This is a genomic window from uncultured Cytophaga sp. (assembly GCF_937863595.1).
GTDB lineage: Bacteria > Bacteroidota > Bacteroidia > Cytophagales > Cytophagaceae > Cytophaga.
On the sequence record NZ_CALMGQ010000034.1, the window covers coordinates 1 to 23,972 of the forward strand.

The 23,972-nt window shown below is 36.6% G+C and carries 25 protein-coding genes and 1 pseudogene; 21 read left to right on the plus strand and 5 right to left on the minus strand.

The features are described 5' to 3' along the window. Window positions 1-99: 99 nt before the first annotated feature. From Q0543_RS02550 to Q0543_RS02560, 3 genes are all read left to right on the plus strand, one after another. Window positions 100-435 (plus strand): c-type cytochrome, encoded by a 336-nt coding sequence (locus Q0543_RS02550; protein WP_299248672.1) that lies wholly within the window; start codon window positions 100-102, stop codon window positions 433-435. Window positions 436-660: 225 nt separating this feature from the next. Beyond that, on the plus strand, window positions 661-2,010 hold the full coding sequence (locus tag Q0543_RS02555) for a chloride channel protein (protein ID WP_299248674.1): 1,350 nt from the start codon (window positions 661-663) through the stop codon (window positions 2,008-2,010). A 96-nt stretch (window positions 2,011-2,106) separates the two neighbouring features. Beyond that, window positions 2,107-3,477 carry a DEAD/DEAH box helicase gene (locus tag Q0543_RS02560; protein ID WP_299248676.1) on the plus strand — a complete coding sequence of 457 codons (1,371 nt, stop codon included), beginning with the start codon at window positions 2,107-2,109 and terminating at the stop codon, window positions 3,475-3,477. Window positions 3,478-3,553: 76 nt separating this feature from the next. Here Q0543_RS02560 and Q0543_RS02565 read toward each other — a convergent pair whose 3' ends face one another. Together Q0543_RS02565 and Q0543_RS02570 are read right to left on the minus strand one after the other, a co-directional pair. Continuing rightward, a complete protein-coding gene (locus tag Q0543_RS02565) occupies window positions 3,554-4,183 on the minus strand; it encodes a response regulator transcription factor (RefSeq protein ID WP_299248678.1) in 630 nt (209 codons plus the stop codon). Window positions 4,184-4,217: 34 nt separating this feature from the next. Then, window positions 4,218-5,486 (minus strand): ATP-binding protein, encoded by a 1,269-nt coding sequence (locus Q0543_RS02570; RefSeq protein WP_299248680.1) that lies wholly within the window; start codon window positions 5,484-5,486, stop codon window positions 4,218-4,220. Between the two features lie 150 nt (window positions 5,487-5,636). Between Q0543_RS02570 and Q0543_RS02575 the strand changes: the two genes are divergently transcribed. The 5 genes from Q0543_RS02575 (at window position 5,637) to Q0543_RS02595 (ending at window position 8,797) form a co-directional block, all read left to right on the plus strand. Further along, window positions 5,637-6,056, plus strand: a complete 420-nt coding sequence (locus Q0543_RS02575; RefSeq protein ID WP_299248683.1) for a hypothetical protein — start codon at window positions 5,637-5,639, stop codon at window positions 6,054-6,056. A 12-nt stretch (window positions 6,057-6,068) separates the two neighbouring features. Next, window positions 6,069-6,257: a hypothetical protein gene (locus Q0543_RS02580; RefSeq protein WP_299248685.1), complete on the plus strand. Its 189-nt coding sequence runs from the start codon at window positions 6,069-6,071 to the stop codon at window positions 6,255-6,257. Window positions 6,258-6,383: 126 nt separating this feature from the next. Then, window positions 6,384-7,136, plus strand: a complete 753-nt coding sequence (locus Q0543_RS02585; protein ID WP_299248688.1) for a hypothetical protein — start codon at window positions 6,384-6,386, stop codon at window positions 7,134-7,136. 99 nt (window positions 7,137-7,235) lie between these two features. Next, window positions 7,236-7,985, plus strand: a complete 750-nt coding sequence (locus Q0543_RS02590; protein ID WP_299248691.1) for a hypothetical protein — start codon at window positions 7,236-7,238, stop codon at window positions 7,983-7,985. Window positions 7,986-8,056: 71 nt separating this feature from the next. Further along, on the plus strand, window positions 8,057-8,797 hold the full coding sequence (locus Q0543_RS02595) for a hypothetical protein (RefSeq protein ID WP_299248694.1): 741 nt from the start codon (window positions 8,057-8,059) through the stop codon (window positions 8,795-8,797). An 83-nt stretch (window positions 8,798-8,880) separates the two neighbouring features. Here Q0543_RS02595 and Q0543_RS02600 read toward each other — a convergent pair whose 3' ends face one another. Continuing rightward, a complete protein-coding gene (locus Q0543_RS02600) occupies window positions 8,881-10,134 on the minus strand; it encodes a Y-family DNA polymerase (protein ID WP_299248697.1) in 1,254 nt (417 codons plus the stop codon). A gap of 158 nt (window positions 10,135-10,292) precedes the next feature. Further along, the gene (umuD, locus tag Q0543_RS02605) at window positions 10,293-10,712 is read right to left on the minus strand and encodes a translesion error-prone DNA polymerase V autoproteolytic subunit (protein WP_299248700.1); all 420 of its coding nucleotides are present in this window, start codon (window positions 10,710-10,712) and stop codon (window positions 10,293-10,295) included. Between the two features lie 181 nt (window positions 10,713-10,893). Here umuD and Q0543_RS02610 point away from each other — a divergent pair, with 181 nt between their 5' ends. Both Q0543_RS02610 and Q0543_RS02615 read left to right on the plus strand, forming a co-directional pair. Next, complete coding sequence (locus Q0543_RS02610) at window positions 10,894-11,469, plus strand: Panacea domain-containing protein (RefSeq protein WP_299248703.1); 576 nt, start codon at window positions 10,894-10,896, stop codon at window positions 11,467-11,469. After that, a complete protein-coding gene (locus Q0543_RS02615) occupies window positions 11,460-11,930 on the plus strand; it encodes a hypothetical protein (RefSeq protein ID WP_299248705.1) in 471 nt (156 codons plus the stop codon). Before Q0543_RS02610 ends, Q0543_RS02615 begins: the two co-directional genes overlap by 10 nt. A gap of 10 nt (window positions 11,931-11,940) precedes the next feature. Here Q0543_RS02615 and purU read toward each other — a convergent pair whose 3' ends face one another. Then, window positions 11,941-12,765, minus strand: coding sequence for a formyltetrahydrofolate deformylase (purU, locus tag Q0543_RS02620; protein ID WP_299248708.1), 825 nt, complete (start codon window positions 12,763-12,765; stop codon window positions 11,941-11,943). A 658-nt stretch (window positions 12,766-13,423) separates the two neighbouring features. Between purU and Q0543_RS02625 the strand changes: the two genes are divergently transcribed. The 11 genes and pseudogenes from Q0543_RS02625 (at window position 13,424) to argH (ending at window position 23,895) form a co-directional block, all read left to right on the plus strand. Beyond that, window positions 13,424-14,107: a GNAT family N-acetyltransferase gene (locus tag Q0543_RS02625; protein ID WP_299248752.1), complete on the plus strand. Its 684-nt coding sequence runs from the start codon at window positions 13,424-13,426 to the stop codon at window positions 14,105-14,107. A 179-nt stretch (window positions 14,108-14,286) separates the two neighbouring features. Next, window positions 14,287-15,483, plus strand: a complete 1,197-nt coding sequence (locus Q0543_RS02630; RefSeq protein WP_299248711.1) for an argininosuccinate synthase domain-containing protein — start codon at window positions 14,287-14,289, stop codon at window positions 15,481-15,483. A 67-nt stretch (window positions 15,484-15,550) separates the two neighbouring features. Continuing rightward, entirely contained in the window at window positions 15,551-16,525 is a 975-nt protein-coding gene (gene argC, locus Q0543_RS02635; RefSeq protein ID WP_299248714.1) for an N-acetyl-gamma-glutamyl-phosphate reductase, read from the plus strand. A gap of 186 nt (window positions 16,526-16,711) precedes the next feature. Next, window positions 16,712-17,008 (plus strand): annotated as a pseudogene (locus Q0543_RS17015) (four helix bundle protein); the annotation flags it as partial. 130 nt (window positions 17,009-17,138) lie between these two features. After that, window positions 17,139-18,293, plus strand: a complete 1,155-nt coding sequence (locus tag Q0543_RS02640) for an aminotransferase class III-fold pyridoxal phosphate-dependent enzyme (RefSeq protein WP_299248717.1) — start codon at window positions 17,139-17,141, stop codon at window positions 18,291-18,293. A 26-nt stretch (window positions 18,294-18,319) separates the two neighbouring features. Continuing rightward, the gene (locus Q0543_RS02645; RefSeq protein ID WP_299248720.1) at window positions 18,320-18,703 is read left to right on the plus strand and encodes a peptidylprolyl isomerase; all 384 of its coding nucleotides are present in this window, start codon (window positions 18,320-18,322) and stop codon (window positions 18,701-18,703) included. 111 nt (window positions 18,704-18,814) lie between these two features. Next, complete coding sequence (locus tag Q0543_RS02650; protein WP_299248723.1) at window positions 18,815-19,771, plus strand: N-acetylornithine carbamoyltransferase; 957 nt, start codon at window positions 18,815-18,817, stop codon at window positions 19,769-19,771. Between the two features lie 187 nt (window positions 19,772-19,958). Continuing rightward, entirely contained in the window at window positions 19,959-20,306 is a 348-nt protein-coding gene (locus Q0543_RS02655) for a four helix bundle protein (protein ID WP_299248755.1), read from the plus strand. A gap of 183 nt (window positions 20,307-20,489) precedes the next feature. Continuing rightward, a complete protein-coding gene (gene argB / locus Q0543_RS02660; RefSeq protein WP_299248726.1) occupies window positions 20,490-21,284 on the plus strand; it encodes an acetylglutamate kinase in 795 nt (264 codons plus the stop codon). Window positions 21,285-21,408: 124 nt separating this feature from the next. Continuing rightward, a complete protein-coding gene (locus tag Q0543_RS02665; protein ID WP_299248729.1) occupies window positions 21,409-22,470 on the plus strand; it encodes a M20 family metallo-hydrolase in 1,062 nt (353 codons plus the stop codon). A gap of 90 nt (window positions 22,471-22,560) precedes the next feature. Then, window positions 22,561-23,895: an argininosuccinate lyase gene (gene argH, locus Q0543_RS02670; RefSeq protein ID WP_299248732.1), complete on the plus strand. Its 1,335-nt coding sequence runs from the start codon at window positions 22,561-22,563 to the stop codon at window positions 23,893-23,895. Window positions 23,896-23,972: the final 77 nt, after the last annotated feature.

The following is a 23,972-nucleotide window of genomic DNA, read 5'->3' on the forward strand; positions in this document are numbered from 1 at the left end:
TTTAAGGTGGAAATTGCCTTTAAAACGGTCAACCTATATCAGGCATTGACAAGTAATAAGTAAGTTATGTGTTCTAGTCCTATTAGTTATGTTATAATAATGTTTTTTGTCTGCGTACTTATCATTAGTGCATGTGCCTCACACAAGAAAGCCGTCTATGTATTTCCTGAAGCGATGTCAAAATCAACTCAGGAGGAATATGCAAGGTTGAGTGAAAAAGGGCGGGTGTTGTATGAAATGAATTGCGCCAGTTGTCATACTAAAAAAATAAAAGGTAAAATGATTATTCCCGACTTTACCCAAGAAGAAATGGGCGCATATTCCATTCGAATAGCAAATGAAATACATGAAGATAAGGTATCTGAAACGCATGTATCGGCAGAAGAATTGACTTTAATTACCTATTTTTTTACGTTTAAAAAGAAAAATAAATAATTCAGAATTTTCAAAATATAAATCTATCCTTCGTTTATGTAGTTTTATCCCTTCGTGCATTAATTCACTCTAGATTCTTCGATAGACAATGGTATTGAATGGTTTCATTTAAAAATATCGAATGTGTGATTTTGCAGTCAAAAAGTACGTGTATTGAAATAGGCGGAATTGAATTAAATACGTAATTCATTGTCATTCTGATTAAAAAAAGGTAATATTAATTACATGAAAGAATACTTCTACAAAAAACTTTCACAATTTGACTATCAAGAATTTCATCGCACGGCTTATCAACTGATTCCTTTGTGGGTTGCATCTGTATTGGTGGGTGTGGCGGCTGTATTATATGCGAAAAGTTTTATCTATGTTGAAGAAATCAGTACAGAGTTTTTAGGCACATATCCAGAAGCTGTCTTTATTGTAACACCTTTCGCTTTCTTATTATCTTGGTTTATTGTACAGTTTTTTGCGCCTATGTCAGGCGGAAGCGGTATTCCACAAGTTATGGCTGCTGTAGAAATGGAAGGCAAATCGCCATTGAGCAAAAAATTATTGAATGTAAAAGTTTCCGTTGTAAAGGTCTTAAGTAGTCTGATTATGCTTGCAGGAGGCGGCGCAATTGGCCGAGAAGGACCTACCATACAAATATCCGCATCTATTTTTAGCTTTATGCACCATTCCTTGCCAGAAAAGTGGGAGAAGTTTAGTGCGCAATTGATGATATTAACAGGTGCTGCATCTGGCTTAGCTGCTGCTTTTAATACACCACTTGGTGGAATTGTATTTGCAATTGAAGAACTAACACGGATACAATTTTCAAAGTTTAGAACAACCTTATTTGTTGCTGTTATTATATCTGGTATGACGGCACAAGCAATGTTAGGCCCTTATTTGTATTTAGGATTTCCCAAATTACACATATCCGATTATTCGTTTTTATTGTGGGTAATACTTACAGCAATAATCTCAGGTTTTTTAGGCGGCTTGTTTGGGAATTTAATCTTAACCATTCACCAATGGAAAAAAACATTTAAAACAATGCGAAAGCACATATTGGTAGTTATTGGATTTTCACTTGTATTTGCATCTATACACTATTTTTTGAATCATTCTATAGCTGGTTCTGGTAAAAGTGTATTAGAAAATTTGTTATTTATAGATAACAAGGATGTGAGCTTTACATTGATGGTTAGTCGGTTTTTAGGTCCTATATTGAGTTTTGGAAGTGGAGGCGCTGGAGGTATCTTTGCCCCATCGTTGAGTGCTGGCGGAACGATAGGCGCATTTATTGCTTATGTTGCAGATATTGCAACAGAACATACAAATCTGTTGGTATTAGCGGGTATGGTTGGTTTTTTAACCGGCGTTACCCATTCTCCATTTACATCGGCTATTCTTGTATTAGAGATGACGGATAGGCACTCTGTTATTTTTCATCTTATGTTAGCGGGTATGTTTGCGTACTTGGTTACCATGCTTGTAAATAAAAAATCGGTTTACGAGCATTTGAAAGAAGGATATTTAAAATCCTTCATAGAAAAAGAAAAGGGAAAAGAACTGGATCCTTCCTCTTAATTTTTTGTTGGTGTAACACAAAATGGATATGTGTATATTGCACACCATTATGTGTTTTATACACATACAGTTAAAATTTACCTTTACACTATTCAAATGACTTTCTCTGAACTTGGTTTAAATAAAGAGCTGCTTCAATCGCTTGCAGAAAATAATATTTCAAAACCTACTGAAATTCAAGAAAAAGCGATTCCATTTATTCTCAATTCGCGCACAAATTTGGTTGCAGTAGCACAGACAGGGACGGGCAAAACGGCAGCTTTTGGCTTGCCTATTTTGCAGCAGATTAATCCTGCATTGCAACAGACACAAGTGTTAGTTTTGGTTCCGACGAGAGAGTTGGGGCAACAGGTAGCAAAAGACGTATTTGTTTTTTCTAGATATATCGTTCGAATTCATACGGAAGCGGTATTTGGTGGAAAGAAGATTGAAGAAAATATTAAAAAACTAGAAGTTCCGAGACATGTCTTGGTTGCTACTCCTGGACGCTTACTGGACCTGGTTTCAAGAAAGATAGTTGATTTGAGCTATTTGAAATTTTTGGTATTGGATGAAGCAGATGAAATGCTGAATATGGGTTTCGAACCCGATATTGATAAAATTGTAGGCGTTTGTAAGCCAAATGTGCGCAAGTTGTTATTCACGTCGACCTTACCTTCAGGAATCAAGCAAATTGTGCGAAAGTATATGGGTGATGCGGTGGAAGAGATTCGTATAAAGCCCCAAGAATATATAAACCGAAACATCGAGCATCAATACATTGCCTATCAATACGGATATAAATTAGAATATTTAAAAGCATTTTTGTTATCTCACCCAAAGGATAGAGGTATTATTTTTTGTCGTACACAGGCAGCAGCAAAATTGCTAGGTCAACAGCTGAAGGGCTTGTCAATACTTACGGATTCATTGTACGGAGATTTAAATCAGTATGACCGTACAAAGGTTATGGCTGCATTTAAAGAAAGAAGAATTCAAGTATTGATTGCAACGGACGTGGCGGCAAGAGGAATAGATGTACAAGATTTAAATTTCGTATTGCATTATCACTTGCCCGATAACGAAGCGCAATATGTAAACCGTAGTGGGCGTACAGCACGTGCAGGAAAAAAAGGGGATTCTATTTGTATGTTGCAAGAAGATGAAGTCTATCACAAAGACGATTTTGAAGACGCTTTGCGGATTAAGTTTGCGCCCATAAAATTAAATCCTGTTATTAATAAAGAGATAACTGAAATTATCACCTTAACAATTAATGTAGGGACGCGTCACGAACAAGATGCCGATTCCATCAAAACATTTTTAATTACAAATTCGGGTGTAAAAGACGAAGCGATACAGCATGTGCTTGTGTACCGCGCACATGCAACGTTTGAAATGGATTCAAGATATAAAGATCAATTGATGCATAACATTCATCATACGAAACATTTCCATCAGAAGATTATAATTGAAAAAAAGTCATAAGTTGGAAGTATTACGTTTTAAGAGTAGAAAATATTGAACATTCTTAATACGTAAAACATATTATTTATTACCTGAGTCATACTAATTTTTCGGATATTGCTTTTGCAATCGCATCTTCTTTATTGTTTACTTGTAGTTTCAAGTAAATATTTTTGATGTGAAATTTTATTGTATCGATTGAAAGATCCAATTGGCTTGCAATGGATTTATAGCTTTTGCCAATAACGAGAAGTTGAAGCACAAGCTTTTCTTTTTCTGAAATGGGAGAAACGCGGGCTTTTTGAAATGAGGTCGTGACCATGCGTGCTATGTTTGCGCTCATCGGTGAACCTCCAGAGATTATTTCGTCGAGGGCATCTAGTAGCTCGGTGTGGCTCGAATTTTTTGTTAAATAACCCGTAGCCCCTACGCAGAGCGCATCAAATACTCGCGCACTATTTTCGAATACGGTAATAATAATAATGTCCGTTTTAGGCAATAGGTTTTTAATGTGCTTTGTTCCTTCGATTCCACTGATGCCAGGCAGGTCTATGTCCATCAATACAATACGCGGATTTAAAGCGACAACTTTTAATAAAGCACTTTCACAATCCTCAAATGTTTCACTAACCCAATATTTTGATGTGGAATTAATTAAAATCTGAAATCCCAATCGAATATCTGGATTGTCTTCAATGATGATAATGTCGTGTTTTAGTATATTCATAATACAATATTCAGAATATAAATAAATGATTCCGCTACCACATTTGGGTAGGTAAGGGTATTTTTAGGGTAAATACAGAACCTTGTTTGTTTGTATCAATATCTAAGCCTATTTTATATTTTTCAGATCTGCGAAGCATATTGTTCAAGCCGCGTTTTTGTACCTGTATCAAATCAAATCCACATCCATTATCCGTGATTCTAAGAACAATGAATCCTTCTATAAATGCCAATTGTAATTTTACTTCATCGCATGTAGCGTGTTTAGCAGCATTCGTCATGATTTCTTTGCAAATGAATAATACCTGTCTGCCAACGATAGGGTCAATGCGCATGATTGTTTCTTCGGGGATAGAGCATTCAGATAAAAAATTAATGTTTATTTTGCTAAAGAAACTTTCGCCAAATTCACGTAAGTAAATGTATAATTCAAGCACATAGTCGTGTTTAAAATCAATGGACCAAATAAAATCTTTGGTGCCTTCATATAATTCCTTCGCATGGATATTAATACTATGCAGCATCTCTTTTGTTTCTGGTGTTGCATTTGAGTCTACATTTTGCAAGGCTATTGCTTGCGATAATATGGATATGCTCGCTAACTTATTGCCCATTTCATCGTGAAAATCTTTTGCTAACGATTGTCGAATAAGACTTAACTCCGTTGTTTTTTCTTCTAGCATATTTTCCAACGATTGAATTTTGTCTTTAGAAAGCTCTTCTATTTTTTTATTTGCAGCTGTTAAAGAGCGCGCAAACGTAATAAGTAAAGAAAGTATAAGAACGGTGACAAATGTTAATGTTAAGAAGTTATTGATGTTGCTATGCGACAGGATATATTCTTTATATCGCGCTTCTTTTTCTGGGATGGCATGTTCTATATAAAATAAGTACGTGTAAAAAATAATAGAAAATATTCCTCCAATAATGCCTACTCTGTAATCGATAAAAATTGTTTGAGAGATTAGACATACAAAAATCCAAACAACTTCCACGGAATAAATACCTCCCGTATGATAGATACTGATCATTATAGGTGGGTATGAAATTAATGCAATGAAACCAATGATGTAAATGATTTTTTGTACATATCTGCCAAGATATATGCCTGCAATAAAAAGACCTCCGAAAATTAAGTTTGTTGAATTTTTAATTGTATCCTCTGGGTAGGCAACCCAGAAGTATATAAAATAGGGTATTAGGAAGGCTCCAATAGTACACATGGCCCATGTGTATATCAATGCTTTCTTATAATCAGGATGGGAAGGATTTTGAAGCGTAGGGTGAATTAAAAATCGAAGCATATCTATTATATAACTTATTGTATCTGCAAATATAGGAATAAAATTATGGATGAATAAAGTGAATATTTTAGCATATACCTACCCGTTTCGGGTAGTAAAATAGATGTGAAATAACGATACTTTTGTGATATAATTAAAACACTATTCGGTATGAAAAAAGCATACAAAATTATTTTCTCGATCTTATTTATTTCGAGTTTCCTTTTTTCTTCTTGCAAAAAGAAAGAAGACCCAGCGCCTATTATTACTAATGCCGCACCTGCATTTATTCCACAAGCAACAACAAGTAAAACTACATTTCCAGGATATAGTACGGATTGGCGATTAACAAATATAGTACGCGATGCCGAAGGCGATTCTTGGACGGTTACTAGCGTTACAAGTTCCAATACAGCCATTGTAACAACAGGATTAGCTACAGATGCCGTTAACAACCCCGAGCAAAGTATTTTTTACTCAGGTGTAAGTCTTGGCACTGCAACGTTAAGTATTGTTGTTACAGATAGCAGAGGTGCTTCCAATACACTTACGGCAACGGTTACAGTGGTGCCTAATCCGAGTAGCTTTTAAACAAAAGGAGCGTTGTTTTATCGTAGCTATTCAAATATATGTACTGATAGCGATAGTAGGGTGGGCTTGATTTCTGTTGCATATGGTGATGGCACAGCGGTATTGTGCATTGTGCTTACCACCTCGGATGGTGCACAACGAACAATTTCTGCACAAGTAACGATTTACCCAAAAGGAGCTAAATTTGGCGGTCCCAAGTAATATTTCCATTTTTTTAACGTGCAATTGTTGTCTTGTATGTATGCTTGATACTAAACTGTCAAGCATGCGTACGTGCACGTGTCTTTTATTCAATAGACACTCTTTAAATTTTATAACAAACATAATATGAAAAAATTAATTTCCCTTACATTATTTGTAGCAGCGCTATCATTATTCATTTCTTGCAAGAAAAAAGAAGAAGACCCAACGCCTGTAGCCACAACTACTACAACACCTACTCCTCCTGCAGTTAACCAATCATCAGCTACTGCACCTTCGCTGGTGGCTGGCGTAGACACAGCCATTTTTGATTACACGGTTAACTACCGTACGGAAGGTGTATATCTTGGGTTTATAGTTACAGATCCGCAGGGTGATTCTTGGTCTATCACCAATATAACGAGCTCGAATACCAATGTTGCGACAGCTCGAATTGTTGCTAACAAAGATTTTGATTGGACGGCATTATCTGTAGGTACTACAACATTATCCGTTACGGTAGCCGATGCTACTGGAAATGCAAATATTATTTACTTTACATTAACCGTAACGTATGATGATGCACCAACTTTAAACCCTAGCATAACTACTGAATTTGATTTACCTGTAGGGTCAGAGCTTACGTGGAATTTGTCAGACAAAATAACAGATGCGCAGGGTGATGTTTGGTCCATTACGAATGTAGCAGTAAATAATGCAACGTATGCAACTGTCTCATTGGGTGCTAATACCAAAACAATAAGTGTTACAGGATTATCTGCGGGAGATGCCGTTGTGGGTATAACAGCAACAGATGCTAATAATAACAGCAATACGTATTATGCAACCGTTCATGTTATAGCAGCAGCAGCACCAATAGGCGCTACGCAGAATCCGTAATAGTTGAGCTAAACAGAGACACAACCCACCAATTTTTGGTAGTACTACAAGCCTTACGAACACCTAGTTTTACATAACAGATTTTATAAAATAATACTCATGAAAAAATTAATCGGCCTTACGCTATTTGTAGCAGCGCTATCGTTATTCACTTCTTGCAAGAAAAAAGAAGAAGACCCAACGCCTGTAGCCACAACTACTACGACTACTCCTCCTGCAGTTAACCAACCATCGACTACGGCACCTTCGCTTATTCCTGGGACCAATACAACCTTGTCTATTTACACCGGAGCTGCCAATGAAGGTTATCTGGATTTGGATAGCGATGTATTACTTGATCCGCAGGGTGATCATTGGTCCATTACAAGTGTCACGAGTTCTAATACCAATGTTGCTACTGTTGCGATTGACGGTACTCAAGCAATTTCTTATGTTGGAATAGCTGCAGGTACTGTAACCCTTACTGTTACCGTAGCCGATGTTGATGGCAATTCAAATGTAATCACATTTACCTTAACTGTAGCAAATGAACCTGTAGTTGCAAATACACCACCTACTCTAAATGCAAACGCCAATACAACCTTTAATATCCCTTCTAATCCAAATGAGACGACTTCTTGGGATTTGTCGAATGTTGTAACCGATGCAGATGGCGATAGATGGTTTGTTATTTCTGCAACGAGCTCGGATGAGAACTTATTTACCACTACTGTTGGGCCGTCAACGGTTAATTTTAGTGCTAGCGGGCAGTACACAGGAAACGGTACTGTTACAGTAACGGTTCAAGATGTACATTCAAACAGAAATACCTTTACTGCTTCTGTAACTGTTTATCAAGTTAATTATTAGGGCGACATCATTTTTTTATACGGCTCGTTTATGCAATAGAAACTTTAATAATAGATAAACTTGTATTACACATGAAAAAAATAATCAATCTTACTCTTTTTGTTGCAGCTCTTTCCATTCTTGCTTCTTGCAGAAAAGGTGCTGTTGATCCAATACCTTCTGCTACACCTGTAACAAACCAACCATCGGCTACTGCCCCTTACTTACAAGCGGGAAGCAATACGTCGCTAACCGTAAATACCGGAGGAGCTAATTCTCAGACAATGGATATGACCGATGTTGTGGTAGATCCACAAGGCGATGAATGGTCTATTACCAGTGTTTCTAGTTCAAACTCACGCATTGTAACCGTTGCAATAAGCACTTCTGATAACAAAGCATTTGTGTATACAGGCGTATATGCGGGTACAGCAACGTTGTCAATTACTATAGCAGATGCAGATGGTAATACAAATGTAATTGCATATAGTGTTGTAGCAGCGGTGCCCAATACTGCACCAACGTTAAATAATGGCATAAATACAAGTTTTCAAATAGCTGAAGGTTCTAGTTTTGATTGGGATTTGTCTGATAAAATAACAGATGTCGATGGCGATGCTTGGACAATAACAAGCGCTACTAGTGGAATTACTGCAATTGCAACGAGTACATTAACAGGTTCGAAGGAGGTGCGTATGAATGGTGTGTCAACCGGTAGAGTTTTTATAACACTTATCGCTTCTGATGAACACGGAAACACACATACGATTACAGCTACGGTAAATGTGTATACCAGCGAAATTGTTGCTGTTGAGGCTGTACAACTCCCATAATTTAGGCTGTTTTAACACGTTCAGTTCTGTGTTGTTTGAGAGTTAATCAGGCCCGCAGGACTGAACGTATGCTGTTTTTTTTATTAAATATACCCAACGTTGATGCACACTATTTCATTTAAATTCGTAGTGTAATTGGGCGATATATTTTCTTTACGTAATTTCCATACGTGCTGATAGCCTTGAATGGCATGGCGTAGCGTGTGCTTACCCATCTTTCTATTAATTTGATCCATTGCAACTTCTAGCTTTGTGCGCTTATCGTTTTGCAGGCTTTCAAACATGTTTAGTTGTACGGTTTCTTCGGGTACAATATCCATTACAATTACACCACATTTTTTATAGACATGGCCTTTTTGAAAGATGTTGCGCAAGCCTTCTGTGGCAAACTGAATGAGTGTAGATGTATTGTTTGTCGGTTCGGGTAACTTAATAAAAATGCCAAAGTATAATTGTCCAGTTTCGTTTGTAAATCGGCTTTTAGAAAGGGTTACATGCATGCTACCTGCACGCGACCCTTGCAAGCGTAGTTTCTCTGCACAACTTGCAGCATGGCTCGCAATGGCTTCTTGTATGTCGTAAAATTCTGTCTGTAGATTTCCAAAAGAACGAGAGGTGCAAATGGATTTTTTATCTGCAACATCTTCCATTTCTATACATGGAATGCCTTTTAATTCTCGTTGTGTACGTAGGCCGATCACAGAAAAGTTTTTTCGCACCCATTCTTCAGGCTGCTGTATAAACTGTTCAATGGTATCTATAAAATGCGCACGTAGTTTTTTTGTATGTTGTCTGCCAAGTCCCCATACATCATCAAACGTAGCTTGCGCCCAAGATTGATCGATCTTGTTTGGATAAATGATGTGTACGCCACCCGAACGTTTGGCAAGCTTATTCGCAAGCTTTGCAAGTGTTTTGGTAGGAGCGATGCCCACGCCTACAGGTATGCCAGTGTGTTGCTTTACTGTATTACGGAGCGTATGTCCGAGTATTTCTAAATCGGTATGTGTTTCGTTTAATAATAAAAAAGCTTCGTCTATGGAATAAATTTCAATATCAGGAACAATGGCTGCAAGTGTTGCCATTACGCGTGCGGATAAATCTCCGTATAAGGTATAGTTGGAAGAAAATGCCGTTACGTTCTTATTTCGAATCAACTCTTTTATATTAAAAAAAGGTTCGCCCATTTTAATGCCAAGTGCTTTTGCTTCATCCGAACGCGAAATAATACAGCCATCATTATTTGAAAGGACAACAACAGCCGAAGTTCGTAGATCCGGCCGGAATAGACGTTCACAAGAAACGTAGAAAGAATTACAGTCGATGAGTGCGTACATGTGAAAGCCTAAAGCCGAAGGCTTAAGGCTAAATGCCTAAAGCTTTTGCGTTTGTTAGAATGGTTTTTTGTTGAAATAGATTTGCCATCATTTTAACTTACATGCGCCGTGGCATTAGGCTTTAAGCCTTGAGCTTTTGGCTTGAATGCCTTCGGCATTTATGGTTTATGAATTACAAACGTCACTACGCCCCATACTTCAAAGTTCATGGTTTCGGTAATTTCTATGGGTTTGAAATGTTCATTTTCAGGAATGAGGTAGAGTTTGTTGTTGTATTTACTGATGCGTTTTACGGTAAATTCCCCATCAATAATAGCCACCACAACCTGATTGTTTTTAGGTTCTATGGAACGGTCTACCACTAATAAATCCCCATCATGAATGGCGGCGTTTACCATGGAATTTCCTTTTACACGCACGTAAAATGTTGCAGTTGGGTGCTGAATCAGGTATTCAAAAATGTCGATTCTATTGTCTATATAATCACCTGCTGGACTGGGGAAGCCAGCAGCTACGGCTCCATTGGCAATCGTGATTGGTGCGTGGAGTGCTTGGGGGAGTGTGTGAAATATCTGCATAAGACTTCTTTGTTCTAAATATATTAGCAATTTACTAAAAATATTGGTATATTTGTAAATGCGAAATGAATATTAGCAAATCGTGCATTCGGGCTCTATTTTGCTGAATTCTTGTGTGTTGTACTATTTCATTTATTATTTTGTAGATTTGTATACTAATTAACTATCATAGAAGGATAAAATGTCAGAGTTTTATATAAAATATAGTCCCAATCAAATATCTAAAATTGGTAATACCATAATTTATCTATCTGAAAAAATCAATTCTGTTTCCAAAACAAAACTGCTTAAGCTATTGTATATTTTAGATGAATTATCAATAAAGCGAAGCGGAATACCATTTCTGAACTTAACATATAAAGTGTGGAAATTTGGACCTGTCGATGAGAATATTTTTATTGAACTTTCATCAGCACCTACTTTATTAAAAGGATATATAAAGAGAAAAAATGATCAAGATGGTAATTGCTATATTTTACCTGATTCGAACTTTAATGATGATGAATTCTCTCAAAATGATTTAGATCTGTTGGATTATGTATTAGAAGAATTCGGTAACAAAACAGCAAAGGATTTAGTTTTGTATACCCATAGAAAGGAGTCTCCTTGGTATAATACAGCTAAAAAGAATGATGTGTTGGATTTGTTGTTAAATGAGGAAATTACGAATACGGAATACATTATAGATTTGACAGAGTTGATTCAACATGATAGTCGTAAAAAAGAAATTTATGAAGACTATTTAACATGCCATTAATTTCGATGTTTGAAGAAGGTAATATTCTTTATTTTACACCTTTTTATTTTAAAAATGGCAAGTCTGCCCCTGCTCCTAAATTTTTTATTGTTTTGAAGCATGTTGATTCGCATAGCATTTTAGCTAGTTTACCGACGAAAAAAGATTCAATTCCGTCAGAGCATACCATACAAGACGGGTGTGTCGAATTGCCTGAAATAAATTTTAATTGTTTTGTGATTTCAAATAAAATTGAAGTGACAACTTGTGGTAAAAAATTTGATTTGCCTACTCATATTTATGGATATCAAATAGATACTCATGAGGTCACTTTGATGAAAGAGATCTATCCATTGGAAGGGACGGATTATATTGTTTGGGGAAAGATGAAGAGTGCTCTTTTTAATGAATTAATACGTTGCATTAAAAAATCAAAAGCAGTTCCTAAAAAGTATATTAGAATTCTGAATTCAGAATTCTAATATACTTTTACTAAAATATTATCGTTCTGTTCCCGCTCACATATACTTTTTGATCCAATACTAATTGCAAGGCTTTCGATAATACCAATTTTTCGACGTCTTTACCTGCAGCAGCCATTTTTACTGGGCTTAAGGTATGATCTATTGGAATGACTTCTTGGTGAATGATTGGTCCTTCGTCTAGGTCCTGATTTACAAAATGTGCCGTAGCACCAATGATTTTCACCCCACGTTCATACGCCTGTCTATAAGGGTTTGCTCCCTTAAATGCAGGTAAAAAACTATGATGAATATTGATCATACGTGATGGGTAATGCGACGTGAAATCATCGCTTAAAATACGCATAAACTTTGCAAGCACGATGTAGTCAGGGTTGTATTGCTTGAGACAAGAAAGCAATTCCGCTTCGTGTGTTTCTCTGCTTTTATTTTCGTGGGAAATAAAATGATAGGGTATATGAAATTTCTCTGTGTAAGCCTTTAAATGCTCGTGGTTACCGATGACTGCAACGATATGCGCTTTTAAATTTCCGAAATAATATTTGCTGATTAATTCGGTTAAGCAATGCTCTTCCTTGGTAACCATAATCACTATTTTCTTTAATTCACCTGTGCTGATTGATAGACTATGGTCTGTAGGTAAAACTGCAGCTAATGCAGATTTTAAAACAGATGGATCAACATCGCCTTCTACAACCGTACGCATGTAAAATCGATTAAGTTGTTTTTCAACAAATTCTCTATTTCGAGTGATATTTAGGTTCAAACCAGCTAATACGCCCGTAATTTTATGAATTAGACCTTTTTGATCTTCGCAATCAATAATAATAATCATGATATGTTGTTCTCTCGCTTCTTTGTATCTGTTGTAAAACTACTATTATTTTGTCCATTACACCACTCTTTTGCTATTTCACAGTTCTATTTATGAAAGTTTTACAGGTGTATTTTTCAGTTTGTAGTTGAGTCTTTTTAATCAAATATGAATGGATTTTAATAAGCGTATTTTTTTGCGACGTTTGTATCTATTTATAATACAATATATTGCGATTTTATGTTTGTTTTGACTAGAAAGTAGAATGTATGTAGGAACTAAAATGAATGGTAAAAATAGATTTTTTACACTCTAAGTATTTTTTTTTCAAGGTATTGGAAAGAAACTTATTGGATAAAAAAAGGGTTATTACTTTGTATAAATTTAATTTTGAATTACATTTGCTGAAGAATTATTAAGGTTAAATGCAAAAGTCTAACTACATATTGTTTCTTTCTACCCCGAATCCTTTTGGGGCGGTTAGCTTATTTTCTGCACTGAACCAACCGAGGCCCTAGGCCGACGTACACTTAAGTATCTCATGCGGATACTTCTTTTCAAACCACATAGCCCTTAAACCGGCTTCATCACACACATTTCACAGTTTCTACAGTATTAATCAATCTACAATACTGATTCTCCTTCGGGAATTTATTTGTATTGTAGTATTTATTTTGGAATGAATAAACTAAGCGTATCTGATATTAAGGTATTGGTTGCAGGCCCTCAACATAAACATTTAGCGGATGCTATTGTGGATGAAATGGCCGAGAGTGCAAAAGCGCGTGGAACAGGTATTGCAAAACGTAGCCCCGATTATATCCGTCAAAAGATGGATGAAGGGAAGGCTATTATTGCCATTACAAAGTCCGGCGAATTTGCAGGTTTTTGTTATATTGAGTCATGGAGTCATGGGAAATATGTAGCAAACTCAGGTTTGATTGTATCCCCTGACTTTCGTAAGTATGGCTTGGCGACAAAAATTAAAGAGAAAGCATTTGAGTTGTCGCGCAAAAAGTTTCCTGATGCAAAACTGTTTGGATTAACAACCTCTGCGGCTGTGATGAAAATCAATTCAGAGTTGGGATATCGTCCTGCGCACTATAGTGAACTCACCGATGATGACACATTCTGGCAAGGATGTGCAAGCTGCGTTAATTACGAAATATTGAAAAGTAAAGATCGTAAGATGTGCTTGTGTACGGCAATGGTATATGATCCCGAAGAAAAGAAAAAGAAGAAGTGGGATTTTATTACCGACTCAAAACTTTGGGAAAGATGGCAGCGCATTAAAAACCATAAGTTGCTGAAAGCTTTTGGTAAAGGTGGTGGCAAGGTTATGTCCTTTCTAGGACTCGCGTAATGCCTAACGCAGAAAGCTTAAGGCTTTGCGTCTCTTAATAATTGACTTATCAGATCTATTCTTAAATAAACGAAAGGGAATTTGCTTTAGGCCTTCAGCTTTACGCTTTTCTCAAAAATAAAACTATAACCGCTGAAGATCCTTAGGCTTTAAGCCTTCAGCATTACGCATAAATAACAATGAAAAAGAAAGTAGTATTGGCCTTCAGTGGCGGATTGGACACAACATATTGCGCAAAGTATTTAACAGAAGATTTAGGGTATGAATTGCATACGGCCATTGTGAATACAGGTGGATTCTCTAAAGAAGAGTTAATTGATATCGAAAAGAAAGCGTACGAATTGGGTGTTACTTCTCATACTACACTGGATATCATTGAAAAATATTATGCAGAATGTGTGAAGTACATGGTATACGGCAATATTCTTCGTAACAATACCTATCCACTTTCTGTAAGTGCTGAACGCGTATTTCAAGCAATGGCAATTGCAGAACATGCAAAGAAAGTTGGTGCTACTGCAGTGGCGCACGGTTCTACAGGTGCTGGCAACGATCAAGTTCGTTTTGATGTCGTATTCATGATTATGAATCCGGGTATCGAAATCATCACACCTATTCGCGATATGAAATTATCCCGCGATCAAGAAATTGAATACTTGAAGAAAAAAGGTGTGGTGCGTGATTGGAGCAAAGCTGCATACTCCATCAACGTTGGTATTTGGGGTACAAGTGTAGGTGGCAAAGAAACATTGACATCGAATAAAACACTTCCTGAAAGTGCTTTCCCTACACAGGTTACAAAAACAGGTGAAGAAGAAATTGAATTGGAATTTGAAAAAGGACAATTGGTTGGTTTGAATGGCAAACGCATGAAATCAACAGATGCAATTGTAGCCTTAAATAAACTTGTAGCACCATACGGTATTGGTCGTGATATTCACGTGGGTGATACCATCATTGGTATCAAAGGGCGTGTAGGCTTTGAAGCTGCTGCTCCGATGGTAATTATTAAAGCGCACCATACCTTAGAAAAACATACGCTTACCAAATGGCAGATGTATTGGAAAGAGCAATTGGGCAACTGGTACGGAAACTTTGTACACGAAGGTCAATTCCTTGAACCGGTAATGAGGAACATTGAAACATTCTTAGAAGACACACAAGTGAATGTTACGGGTAAAGTGAAGGTATTTGCTGCACCGTATCGTTTCCACGTAATCGGTATTGAATCCGCACACGATTTGATGTCTGACAAGTTTGGTAAATACGGAGAAGAAAACAATGCATGGTCTGGTGATGATGTAAAAGGCTTCTCTAAAATATTCGGTAATCAAACAATGATTTACCACAGAGTGAATGAGGATTTGAAAGGCTAAAAGCAGAAGGCGTAAAGCTTAATGCTTGTCTTCTCAATTTTAGTTATTCGCTTTAAGCAACGAAATTATGAGTACAAAAATAAAAATAGGCATCGTAGGCGGTGCAGGATATACAGGCGGTGAGTTGTTGCGCATTTTGGTAAATCACCCGAATGCGGATATTGTATTTGTGCATAGCAATAGCAATGCAGGTAATCCAATTTATAAGGTTCATACAGATTTAATTGGGAGCACAGATCTAGTGTTCAGCAGTGAATTAAGCAGTGCCATTGATGTATTGTTTTTGTGTGTTGGACATGGAGATGCTTCCAAATTTTTAGATGCGAATCCAATTGAATCGCATATAAAGATTATTGACTTAAGTCAAGATTTTAGAATTGAAAAAGAAGGAAATGATTTTGTTTATGGTTTGCCTGAATTGCAACGTGATAAAATTAAGAACGCTAAAAATATTGCAAACCCAGGTTGTTTTGCAACATGTATTCAATTAGGTTTATTGCCTTTGGCTGCAAATAAGGTATTGGAAAGTGATATACATGTATCTGGGATAACAGGTTCGACGGGGGCTGGACAATCGTTATCTCAAACATCTCATTTCAGTTGGAGAAACAATAACATGTCTGTGTACAAGGCATTGAATCACCAACATCTAAAAGAGATTGGTCAGACATTAAAAAGTTTGCAGGCTTCTTTAGATAAAGAAATGCACTTTATTCCATATCGTGGCGACTTTACGCGTGGTATCATCGCAACGATGTATACCCCATGCCCATGGACGTTGGAAGAAGCAAAAGAAAAATACAAAGCGTATTATGCAGCGCATCCATTTACACATGTTATGGATGAGAACATCGATTTGAAACAAGTCGTGAACACAAACAATTGCTTGCTATATCTTGAAAAACACGGCGATCAATTAATGATTGTCAGCATCATTGATAATTTATTGAAAGGTGCTTCAGGTCACGCTGTTCAAAATATGAATTTGATGTTTGGCTTGGAAGAAACGGCGGGGCTACGCTTAAAAGCTGGAAGCTTTTAAGCAAATTCCAAATCACAAAAAACAAATTCCAAACGGATCAAGATCGGATTCTAAAAAATTCCAAAGGGAATAGAATTGCTGGGGCAATGTTTCCGATGGTCATAAAACGTAATATGTATTACTTAAAACTTTTCAGTAGCTATGGAAAAGAGTATGAATCTGGAAGAGTGAACCTTCCAGTTTGCAAAGGATGTTTGCACGCATTGTAAAAAGACTGAAAAGAAATTAGAGAATATTGATTATATCAAACAAGTCATTCGTTCTTCAGCTTCTGTAGGTGCTAATTATATTGAAGTGAATGAATCGCTAAGTAGAAAGGATGCATTAATGCGAGCGCGTATCAGTAGGAAAGAGGCGAAAGAAACAATATACTGGTTTCGGTTATTGCATGAAACAAATAGTTCTGATACACTTCAATTGATAAATGAAGCAGAGCAGCTTAAAAGAATACTGAGCTCAATAATTATAAAACTAAATACTTGAAAGAATTTCTTTTCATTATTTTGAAATAAATAAAATTAAAACAAATAATTCCATTGCAGCAATCCGATTCCGTTTGGAATTTGTTTTTTGTTTTTTGGAATTTTGTTTGCTAATCATAAAAACTAACAACATGCGTTTATTCGATGTTTACCCATTAATCCCAATCGAACCTGTAAAAGCATTAGGGTCCCGCCTTTGGGATGCTGCAGGTACGGAGTATTTAGATTTGTATGGCGGTCACGCTGTAATTTCTATTGGTCATTCACATCCGTATTATGTTCAAAAAATTACAGATCAATTAAATAAAATCGGTTTCTATTCAAACTCCGTTATTATTTCTTTGCAACAAGAATTGGCGGATAAGTTGGGTGCTTTGAGTGGTCACGATGATTATCAATTGTTCTTATGTAACTCGGGTGCAGAAGCAAATGAAAATGCTTTGAAGCTTGCTTCGTTTCATAATGGAAAGAAAAAGATTGTTGCTTTTAAAAAAGGGTTTCATGGAAGAACGTCCTTAGCCGTTGCGGCAACGGATAATCCATCTATCGTTGCACCCGTAAATGAAACAGATAATATTATTTTCTTGCCTTGGAATGATGAAGTTGCGTTAGAAGCAACATTCAAATTAAATGGCGATCAAATTTGTGCGGTTATTACAGAAGGCATACAAGGTGTTGGTGGTATTCACGAAGCATCTGTTTCTATGTTGAGAAAGATTCGCGAAATGTGCGATACATACAATTCGGTATACATCGCAGACTCTGTTCAGTGTGGTTACGGACGTAGTGGTAAATTCTATTCGCATGATTTTGCAGGTGTGTCTGCAGACATTTATTCCATGGCAAAAGGAATGGGTAATGGCTTTCCGATTGGTGCGATTAGCATTGCGCCACATTTAAAAGCCAAGCATGGCTTATTGGGTACTACATTTGGTGGCAACCATTTAGCCTGTGCTGCAGCGATTGCGGTGTTGGATGTAATCAAACAAGAAAATTTAATTGAACATACGGCTCAAATAGGTAATTATATTATCGAGCAAGCACGGAAGTTGCAAGGTGTGAAAGAAGTTCGTGGAAGAGGATTGATGATTGGGATTGAACTTGAAATTGCTGCTGCAGATGTTCGCAATACCTTGTTAAGCGAATACAAAATGTTTACAGGTTCTTCTTCAGATAAATTTACCATTCGTATTTTACCTGCATTGAATTTGAAAAAAGCAGATGCAGATGCGTTCTTGAGTGCATTGAAAGCGGTACTTCAGAAAGATTTATCGCTTAAAGCGTAAGGCCTAAAGCATTAAGCATATAAAAAATGAAAAACCTACTTATAATTTTAATTGCATCTTTCTTAGTACTTGCTTGTGAGCCTTCTGCTCAACAATGTGGTGGAGTAGAAGCAAGTCATATTTTGATAATGGCTTCAAGCCCTGAAGAATTAGTTGCAGCGCAAGATACTGCCGATGTAATTATTGCAAAACTTCAAAAAGGAGAGTCGTTTGAAAAGCTAGCTGCTCATTATGGTTCCGATGGAACCAAAGATAAAGGTGGTCATTTAGGCTGGTTCACACGTGGCGCAATGGTTCAACCATTTGAAGATTCTTGTTTTAGTGTGGCTGTTAACAAACCAACAACTGTTAAAACACAATTCGGTGTACATGTTATCAATGTGAATGAAAAAAGTCCTTCTTGTAAATAAGGCATTAGGCTTTAAGAAAGAATTGACAATTAGTATTAGTTAAAATAAGAGTTACACAAATAAATATTCTTGCTTTGGGCTTTAAGCCTTAAGCATTCCGCTTTAAGCCTTATGAAAAATTTCATTTCTGTAAAAGACGTTGACGATATTCCTGCTTTAGTGAAAGAAGCATTGGAGCTTAAAAAAAATCCTTATGGATTTAAAAAGCTTGGCGAGAATAAGACCATTGGTTTGATTTTTTTAAATCCAAGTTTGCGCACGCGTATCAGTACACAAAAGGCTGCAAAGAATTTGGGCATGGATACGATTGTGATGAATATGGATAAAGAAGGCTGGGCATTAGAAACCCAAGATGGCGTAATCATGAATCACAACACCGTGGAACACATTCGTGAAGCTGCAGCGGTTATGGGTCAGTATTGCGATATCATTGGTGTGCGTTCGTTTCCACGTTTAGTAGATAAGAACGAAGACTACTCGGAAGACTTTTTTAAAAAATTCATGAAGTATGCAGGTGTTCCGATTGTTAGTTTAGAAAGTGCAACACTGCACCCCTTACAATCTCTTGCAGATTTGGTAACGATTGAAGAAACAAAAACAAAAGCACGTCCGAAAGTTGTATTGACTTGGGCTCCACATATTAAATCTTTGCCGCAAGCAGTTGCCAATTCATTCGCAGAATGGATGACTAAGGCTGATGTGGAATTTGTGATAACACACCCTGAAGGGTATGACCTTGCAAAAGAATTTACAGGTGATGCACGTATTGAATACAATCAAGATAAAGCATTAGAAGGTGCTGATTATGTATATGTAAAGAACTGGTCTTCGTATGAAGATTATGGTAAAGTACATTCTATGGATAGTCATTGGATGATGACTAATGAAAAATTAAAGTTAACAAACGATGCAAAAGTGATGCACTGTTTGCCTGTTCGTCGTGGCATTGAGTTGGCCGACGAAATTTTGGATGGTCCAAATTCATTGGTTATTCAAGAAGCGGGTAATAGAGTGTGGGCGGCGCAGGCGGTGCTGAAGCGGATGCTTGAGGATTTAAGTTTTAAGTAATAAGTTCTACGTTTTAAGAGGGAGATATCTTAAAACGTAATACGTATTAAGTTCTAAGAAGGGGGCTTCGAACTTAGTAAGATTAAGAGTGTAATTAATATTCATTTATGTGACTAGTAATAGGTATTTCTTAAAACTTAGAACTTAACACATAAAACTTTTCGCTAGCTATGCAAGATTACAAAAAATTAAATGTTGGGATAAAAGTCATACGTTAACATTAAATGTTTATTGTCAAACAAAACTATTTCCTAAAGAGGAATTATTTAGTTTGACAAATCAGATCAGAAGATCATCTGTATCCATTGCTGCAAATATTGCAGAAGGGTGTGGTAAATCTTTACAAAGAGATTGTAAGCGGTTTTTTGAAATTGCATTAGGCTCTGCAAATGAAACTGAATATTATATCATATTGTCAAAAGACTTAACGTATTTAAAAGAAGAAATATACAAAGAGTTGTTCTCTCAAATAAATGAAGTTAAAGCAATGTTGATTGGTTTAATTAAAAAGCAACTGTTAAATATCGAATCTTAAAACTTGATAAAGTAGCATCTTCTAAGGCTTAAAATTTTAAGAATATAATTAAACAATAGAAGTTTAGTAGGAGTCTTTTAATTTGAGAGGAAGAATAATTAAATCAATATTAATTAATCTAATATTAAAAGTGAATGTTAAGTATCGAGTCTTAAAACTTATTACTTAAAACTTATTACTTAAATGCAAAAACTATACATCATAAAAGTCGGCGGCAACATCATCGACAATCCGGAAGCACTAAACAGCTTCTTGAAAGATTTTGCTTCGTTGAAAGAAAATAAAATACTGGTGCATGGTGGCGGTAAAGTAGCTACCGAAATCAGTAAGGGTTTAGGAATCGAAGCGCAGATGGTAGATGGCAGAAGAATCACCGATGCTGAAACGCTTAAGATTGTAACCATGGTATATGGTGGTTTGATCAATAAAAACCTCGTTGCAAAACTTCAAGCGAATAATTGTAATGCAATTGGTTTAACGGGTGCAGACGCAAACATCATGCTATCGGATAAACGACCATTCAAGAATGGAATTGATTACGGCTTTGTAGGCGATGTGAAGAAAGTGAAAAGTCAACCATTGGTTCATTTGTTATCTCAAGATATCACGCCTGTTGTAGCACCCTTAACCCACGATGGAAATGGTAACATGCTAAATACAAATGCCGATACCGTTGCCTCTGAGTTGGCTGTTGCTTTGTCGGAGAACTTTGTCGTAAATCTTGTATATTGTTTTGAATTGAAAGGTGTGTTGAGCGACTTTGAAGATAAAGATTCAGTTATCAATGAAATCAATCCTACAACCTACGAAGAATTAAAATCAAGCGGAGTAATCAACAAAGGAATGATTCCGAAATTGGATAACTCCTTTGCTGCAATTACTGCAGGTGTTTCTTCCGTGATTATTTGTCAGGCCGAATCACTTGTAGAATTAATAAATGATAAAAAAGCAGTCGGAACAAAATTGGTTTCGGAATAGGTGCCAGTTACGAGGTACTAGTTGCTAGGCAATAGAACATAAATATAAAAGTAGAATTTATACATTAAGTAGGGTAGTTGGTAGATACTTCTAATAACTAGCACCTAGAAACTGGAAACTAAAAATGTTACAGACATTACAAAAAGACGCCATTGAATTATTGAAGACCTTAATCAAAACAGAGTCGTTCAGTAAAGAAGAACACAATACGGCAGAAATTTTAAATACGTTTATGGTTGAGCGTGGTGTTGAAACCATCCGCGAAAAGAACAACGTTTGGGCATTTAACAAACACTTCGATAAAAGTAAACCTACTATTTTATTAAACTCACATCACGATACAGTTAAGCCAAACCCTGGTTATACAAACGACCCATACGATCCGATTGTAAAAGATGGTAAATTGTTTGGTTTAGGTAGCAACGATGCAGGTGGATGCTTGGTTTCATTGATTGCAACCTTTCTGCATTTTTATACTGTTGAAAATTTAAAATATAATTTTTGCATTGCAGCTACTGCAGAAGAAGAAATTTCAGGCTTCGATGGCTTGGAATTAATCTATCCCAAATTAGGTCCGATTGATTTTGCAATCGTTGGCGAACCAACATTAATGGATATTGCTGTTGCAGAAAAAGGCTTAATGGTAGTTGATTGTGTTGCTGTTGGTAAAGCAGGACACGCTGCACGTGAAGAAGGTGAGAATGCAATTTACATTGCTTTAAAAGATATCGATTGGATTCGCAATTATAAATTCGAACGTGTGTCTCCGCACTTGGGACCAATGAAAATGTCTGTTACAATTATTAATGCAGGTTATCAGCACAATGTTGTTCCTGAAAAATGTCATTTCACCATTGATGTGCGCATTACGGAAGAATATAAAAACGAAGAAGTACTGAAAATTATTGAAGATAATATTCAATCTGTTGTTAATCCTCGTTCGGTTCGTTTGCGTCCATCGTTTATAGATCCCGATCATGCATTGGTGCATGCCGCAGTTACACATGGTGCAAAAACATACGGTTCCCCAACTACATCCGATCAAGCATTGATTCCAGTTCCTTCTGTTAAGATGGGCCCAGGCAACTCTGCTCGTTCACACTCAGCAAATGAATTTGTTTGGTTGATTGAAGTGGAAGAAGGAATTGAAAAATATATTAAAGTATTGTCAGAAATAGTTTTGTAAAGTTTTAAGTTCTATGTGTTAAGTTTTAAGATGAAAATCTGCTTAGCGCTTCTACTCTTAAAACTTATAACTTAAAACGTATTACTTATTATGAAATTGTGGCAAAAAGATACCGAAGTAAATAAAGACATTGAGCGTTTCACTGTTGGGAAAGACCGTGAGATGGATTTGTTTTTAGCTCCGTTTGATGTACTGGGTTCGATGGCGCACATCACCATGTTAGAGAGCATCGGTTTGATTGGCAAAGAAGAACTTCCTGTATTGTTGAACGAACTTCGTAACATCTATACTGAAATCGAAGCGGGTAATTTTATCATTGAAGAAGGCGTTGAAGATGTACACTCGCAAGTGGAAATGATATTAACCAGTCGCCTTGGCGATTTGGGTAAAAAAATTCACAGCGGACGTTCTCGTAACGATCAAGTTTTAGTAGACCTGAAATTGTTTACCCGTCATGCCATTCGAGAAACGGTTGATAATACAAAAGAATTATTTGAGACCTTGATTTCTCAAAGTGAAAAATATAAGTCTGTAATCATACCGGGTTATACGCATTTGCAAATTGCCATGCCATCATCCTTTGGCTTGTGGTTTGGAGCCTATGCAGAAAGCTTAGCAGACGACATGCACATGATGTTGGCAGGTTACCGCATCAGCAATAAGAATCCATTGGGTTCTGCAGCGGGTTACGGATCATCTTTTCCCTTGAACCGCACCATGACAACAAACTTGTTGGGCTTTGCAGAAATGAACCACAATGTGGTGTATGCGCAAATGGGTCGTGGTAAAACAGAAAAAAATGTGACTGCTGCACTTGCATCTATCGCTGCTACCATTGGTCGTATGTCGATGGATGTATGCTTGTATATGAATCAGAATTTTGATTTCATGACCTTGCCAGATGAGTTGACAACAGGGTCAAGCATTATGCCGCATAAGAAAAACCCGGATGTGTTTGAATTGATACGTGCACGTTGCAATCGTTTGCAAGCATTGCCAAATGAGATATCTATGATTATGGCAAATTTGCCATCGGGATATCACCGCGACATGCAATTAATTAAAGAAAATTTTATTCCTGCATTTCAAGATATAAACGATTGTTTGCGCATTGCAAACTTTATGTTGAAACAAGTGAAGGTAAAAGAGAATATTGTTAAAGACCCGAAGTACTTATACATGTATAGTGTAGAAGTGGTAAATAATATGGTGTTAGATGGCATGCCTTTCCGTGATGCGTATAAAAAAGTTGGAGGTATGATTGAAGATAAAACCTTCACTGCCCTCGATACGATTAATCATACGCATGAAGGGAGTATTGGTAATTTAATGCACAAAGAAATTAAGGCTTCCATGCAAAAAGTTTTGGATGCATTTGAGTTTGAAAAGGTGGATGGCGCGATTGAGAACTTGTTACTGAAATAGCTTTCAAACTAGGTTCATGTAATGTGTAGTATATCTAAGATTATGGTTTATGCTACACATTAAACCATAATCTTAGA

Coding starts and splice junctions, on each gene's coding strand:
- purU (WP_299248708.1), bottom strand. CDS start 12,765: ATGATTATTATTATTGATTGCGAAGATCAAAAAGGTCTAATTCATAAA.
- umuD (WP_299248700.1), bottom strand. CDS start 10,712: ATGCAGATATTTCACACACTCCCCCAAGCACTCCACGCACCAATCACG.
- Q0543_RS02575 (WP_299248683.1), top strand. CDS start 5,637: ATGAAAAAAGCATACAAAATTATTTTCTCGATCTTATTTATTTCGAGT.
- Q0543_RS02600 (WP_299248697.1), bottom strand. CDS start 10,134: ATGTACGCACTCATCGACTGTAATTCTTTCTACGTTTCTTGTGAACGT.
- Q0543_RS02555 (WP_299248674.1), top strand. CDS start 661: ATGAAAGAATACTTCTACAAAAAACTTTCACAATTTGACTATCAAGAA.
- Q0543_RS02665 (WP_299248729.1), top strand. CDS start 21,409: ATGTTACAGACATTACAAAAAGACGCCATTGAATTATTGAAGACCTTA.
- argC (WP_299248714.1), top strand. CDS start 15,551: ATGAGTACAAAAATAAAAATAGGCATCGTAGGCGGTGCAGGATATACA.
- Q0543_RS02550 (WP_299248672.1), top strand. CDS start 100: ATGTTTTTTGTCTGCGTACTTATCATTAGTGCATGTGCCTCACACAAG.
- Q0543_RS02565 (WP_299248678.1), bottom strand. CDS start 4,183: ATGAATATACTAAAACACGACATTATCATCATTGAAGACAATCCAGAT.
- Q0543_RS02610 (WP_299248703.1), top strand. CDS start 10,894: ATGTCAGAGTTTTATATAAAATATAGTCCCAATCAAATATCTAAAATT.
- Q0543_RS02645 (WP_299248720.1), top strand. CDS start 18,320: ATGAAAAACCTACTTATAATTTTAATTGCATCTTTCTTAGTACTTGCT.
- argH (WP_299248732.1), top strand. CDS start 22,561: ATGAAATTGTGGCAAAAAGATACCGAAGTAAATAAAGACATTGAGCGT.
- Q0543_RS02585 (WP_299248688.1), top strand. CDS start 6,384: ATGAAAAAATTAATTTCCCTTACATTATTTGTAGCAGCGCTATCATTA.
- Q0543_RS02625 (WP_299248752.1), top strand. CDS start 13,424: ATGAATAAACTAAGCGTATCTGATATTAAGGTATTGGTTGCAGGCCCT.
- argB (WP_299248726.1), top strand. CDS start 20,490: ATGCAAAAACTATACATCATAAAAGTCGGCGGCAACATCATCGACAAT.
- Q0543_RS02615 (WP_299248705.1), top strand. CDS start 11,460: ATGCCATTAATTTCGATGTTTGAAGAAGGTAATATTCTTTATTTTACA.
- Q0543_RS02560 (WP_299248676.1), top strand. CDS start 2,107: ATGACTTTCTCTGAACTTGGTTTAAATAAAGAGCTGCTTCAATCGCTT.
- Q0543_RS02595 (WP_299248694.1), top strand. CDS start 8,057: ATGAAAAAAATAATCAATCTTACTCTTTTTGTTGCAGCTCTTTCCATT.
- Q0543_RS02640 (WP_299248717.1), top strand. CDS start 17,139: ATGCGTTTATTCGATGTTTACCCATTAATCCCAATCGAACCTGTAAAA.
- Q0543_RS02650 (WP_299248723.1), top strand. CDS start 18,815: ATGAAAAATTTCATTTCTGTAAAAGACGTTGACGATATTCCTGCTTTA.
- Q0543_RS02590 (WP_299248691.1), top strand. CDS start 7,236: ATGAAAAAATTAATCGGCCTTACGCTATTTGTAGCAGCGCTATCGTTA.
- Q0543_RS02630 (WP_299248711.1), top strand. CDS start 14,287: ATGAAAAAGAAAGTAGTATTGGCCTTCAGTGGCGGATTGGACACAACA.
- Q0543_RS02570 (WP_299248680.1), bottom strand. CDS start 5,486: ATGCTTCGATTTTTAATTCACCCTACGCTTCAAAATCCTTCCCATCCT.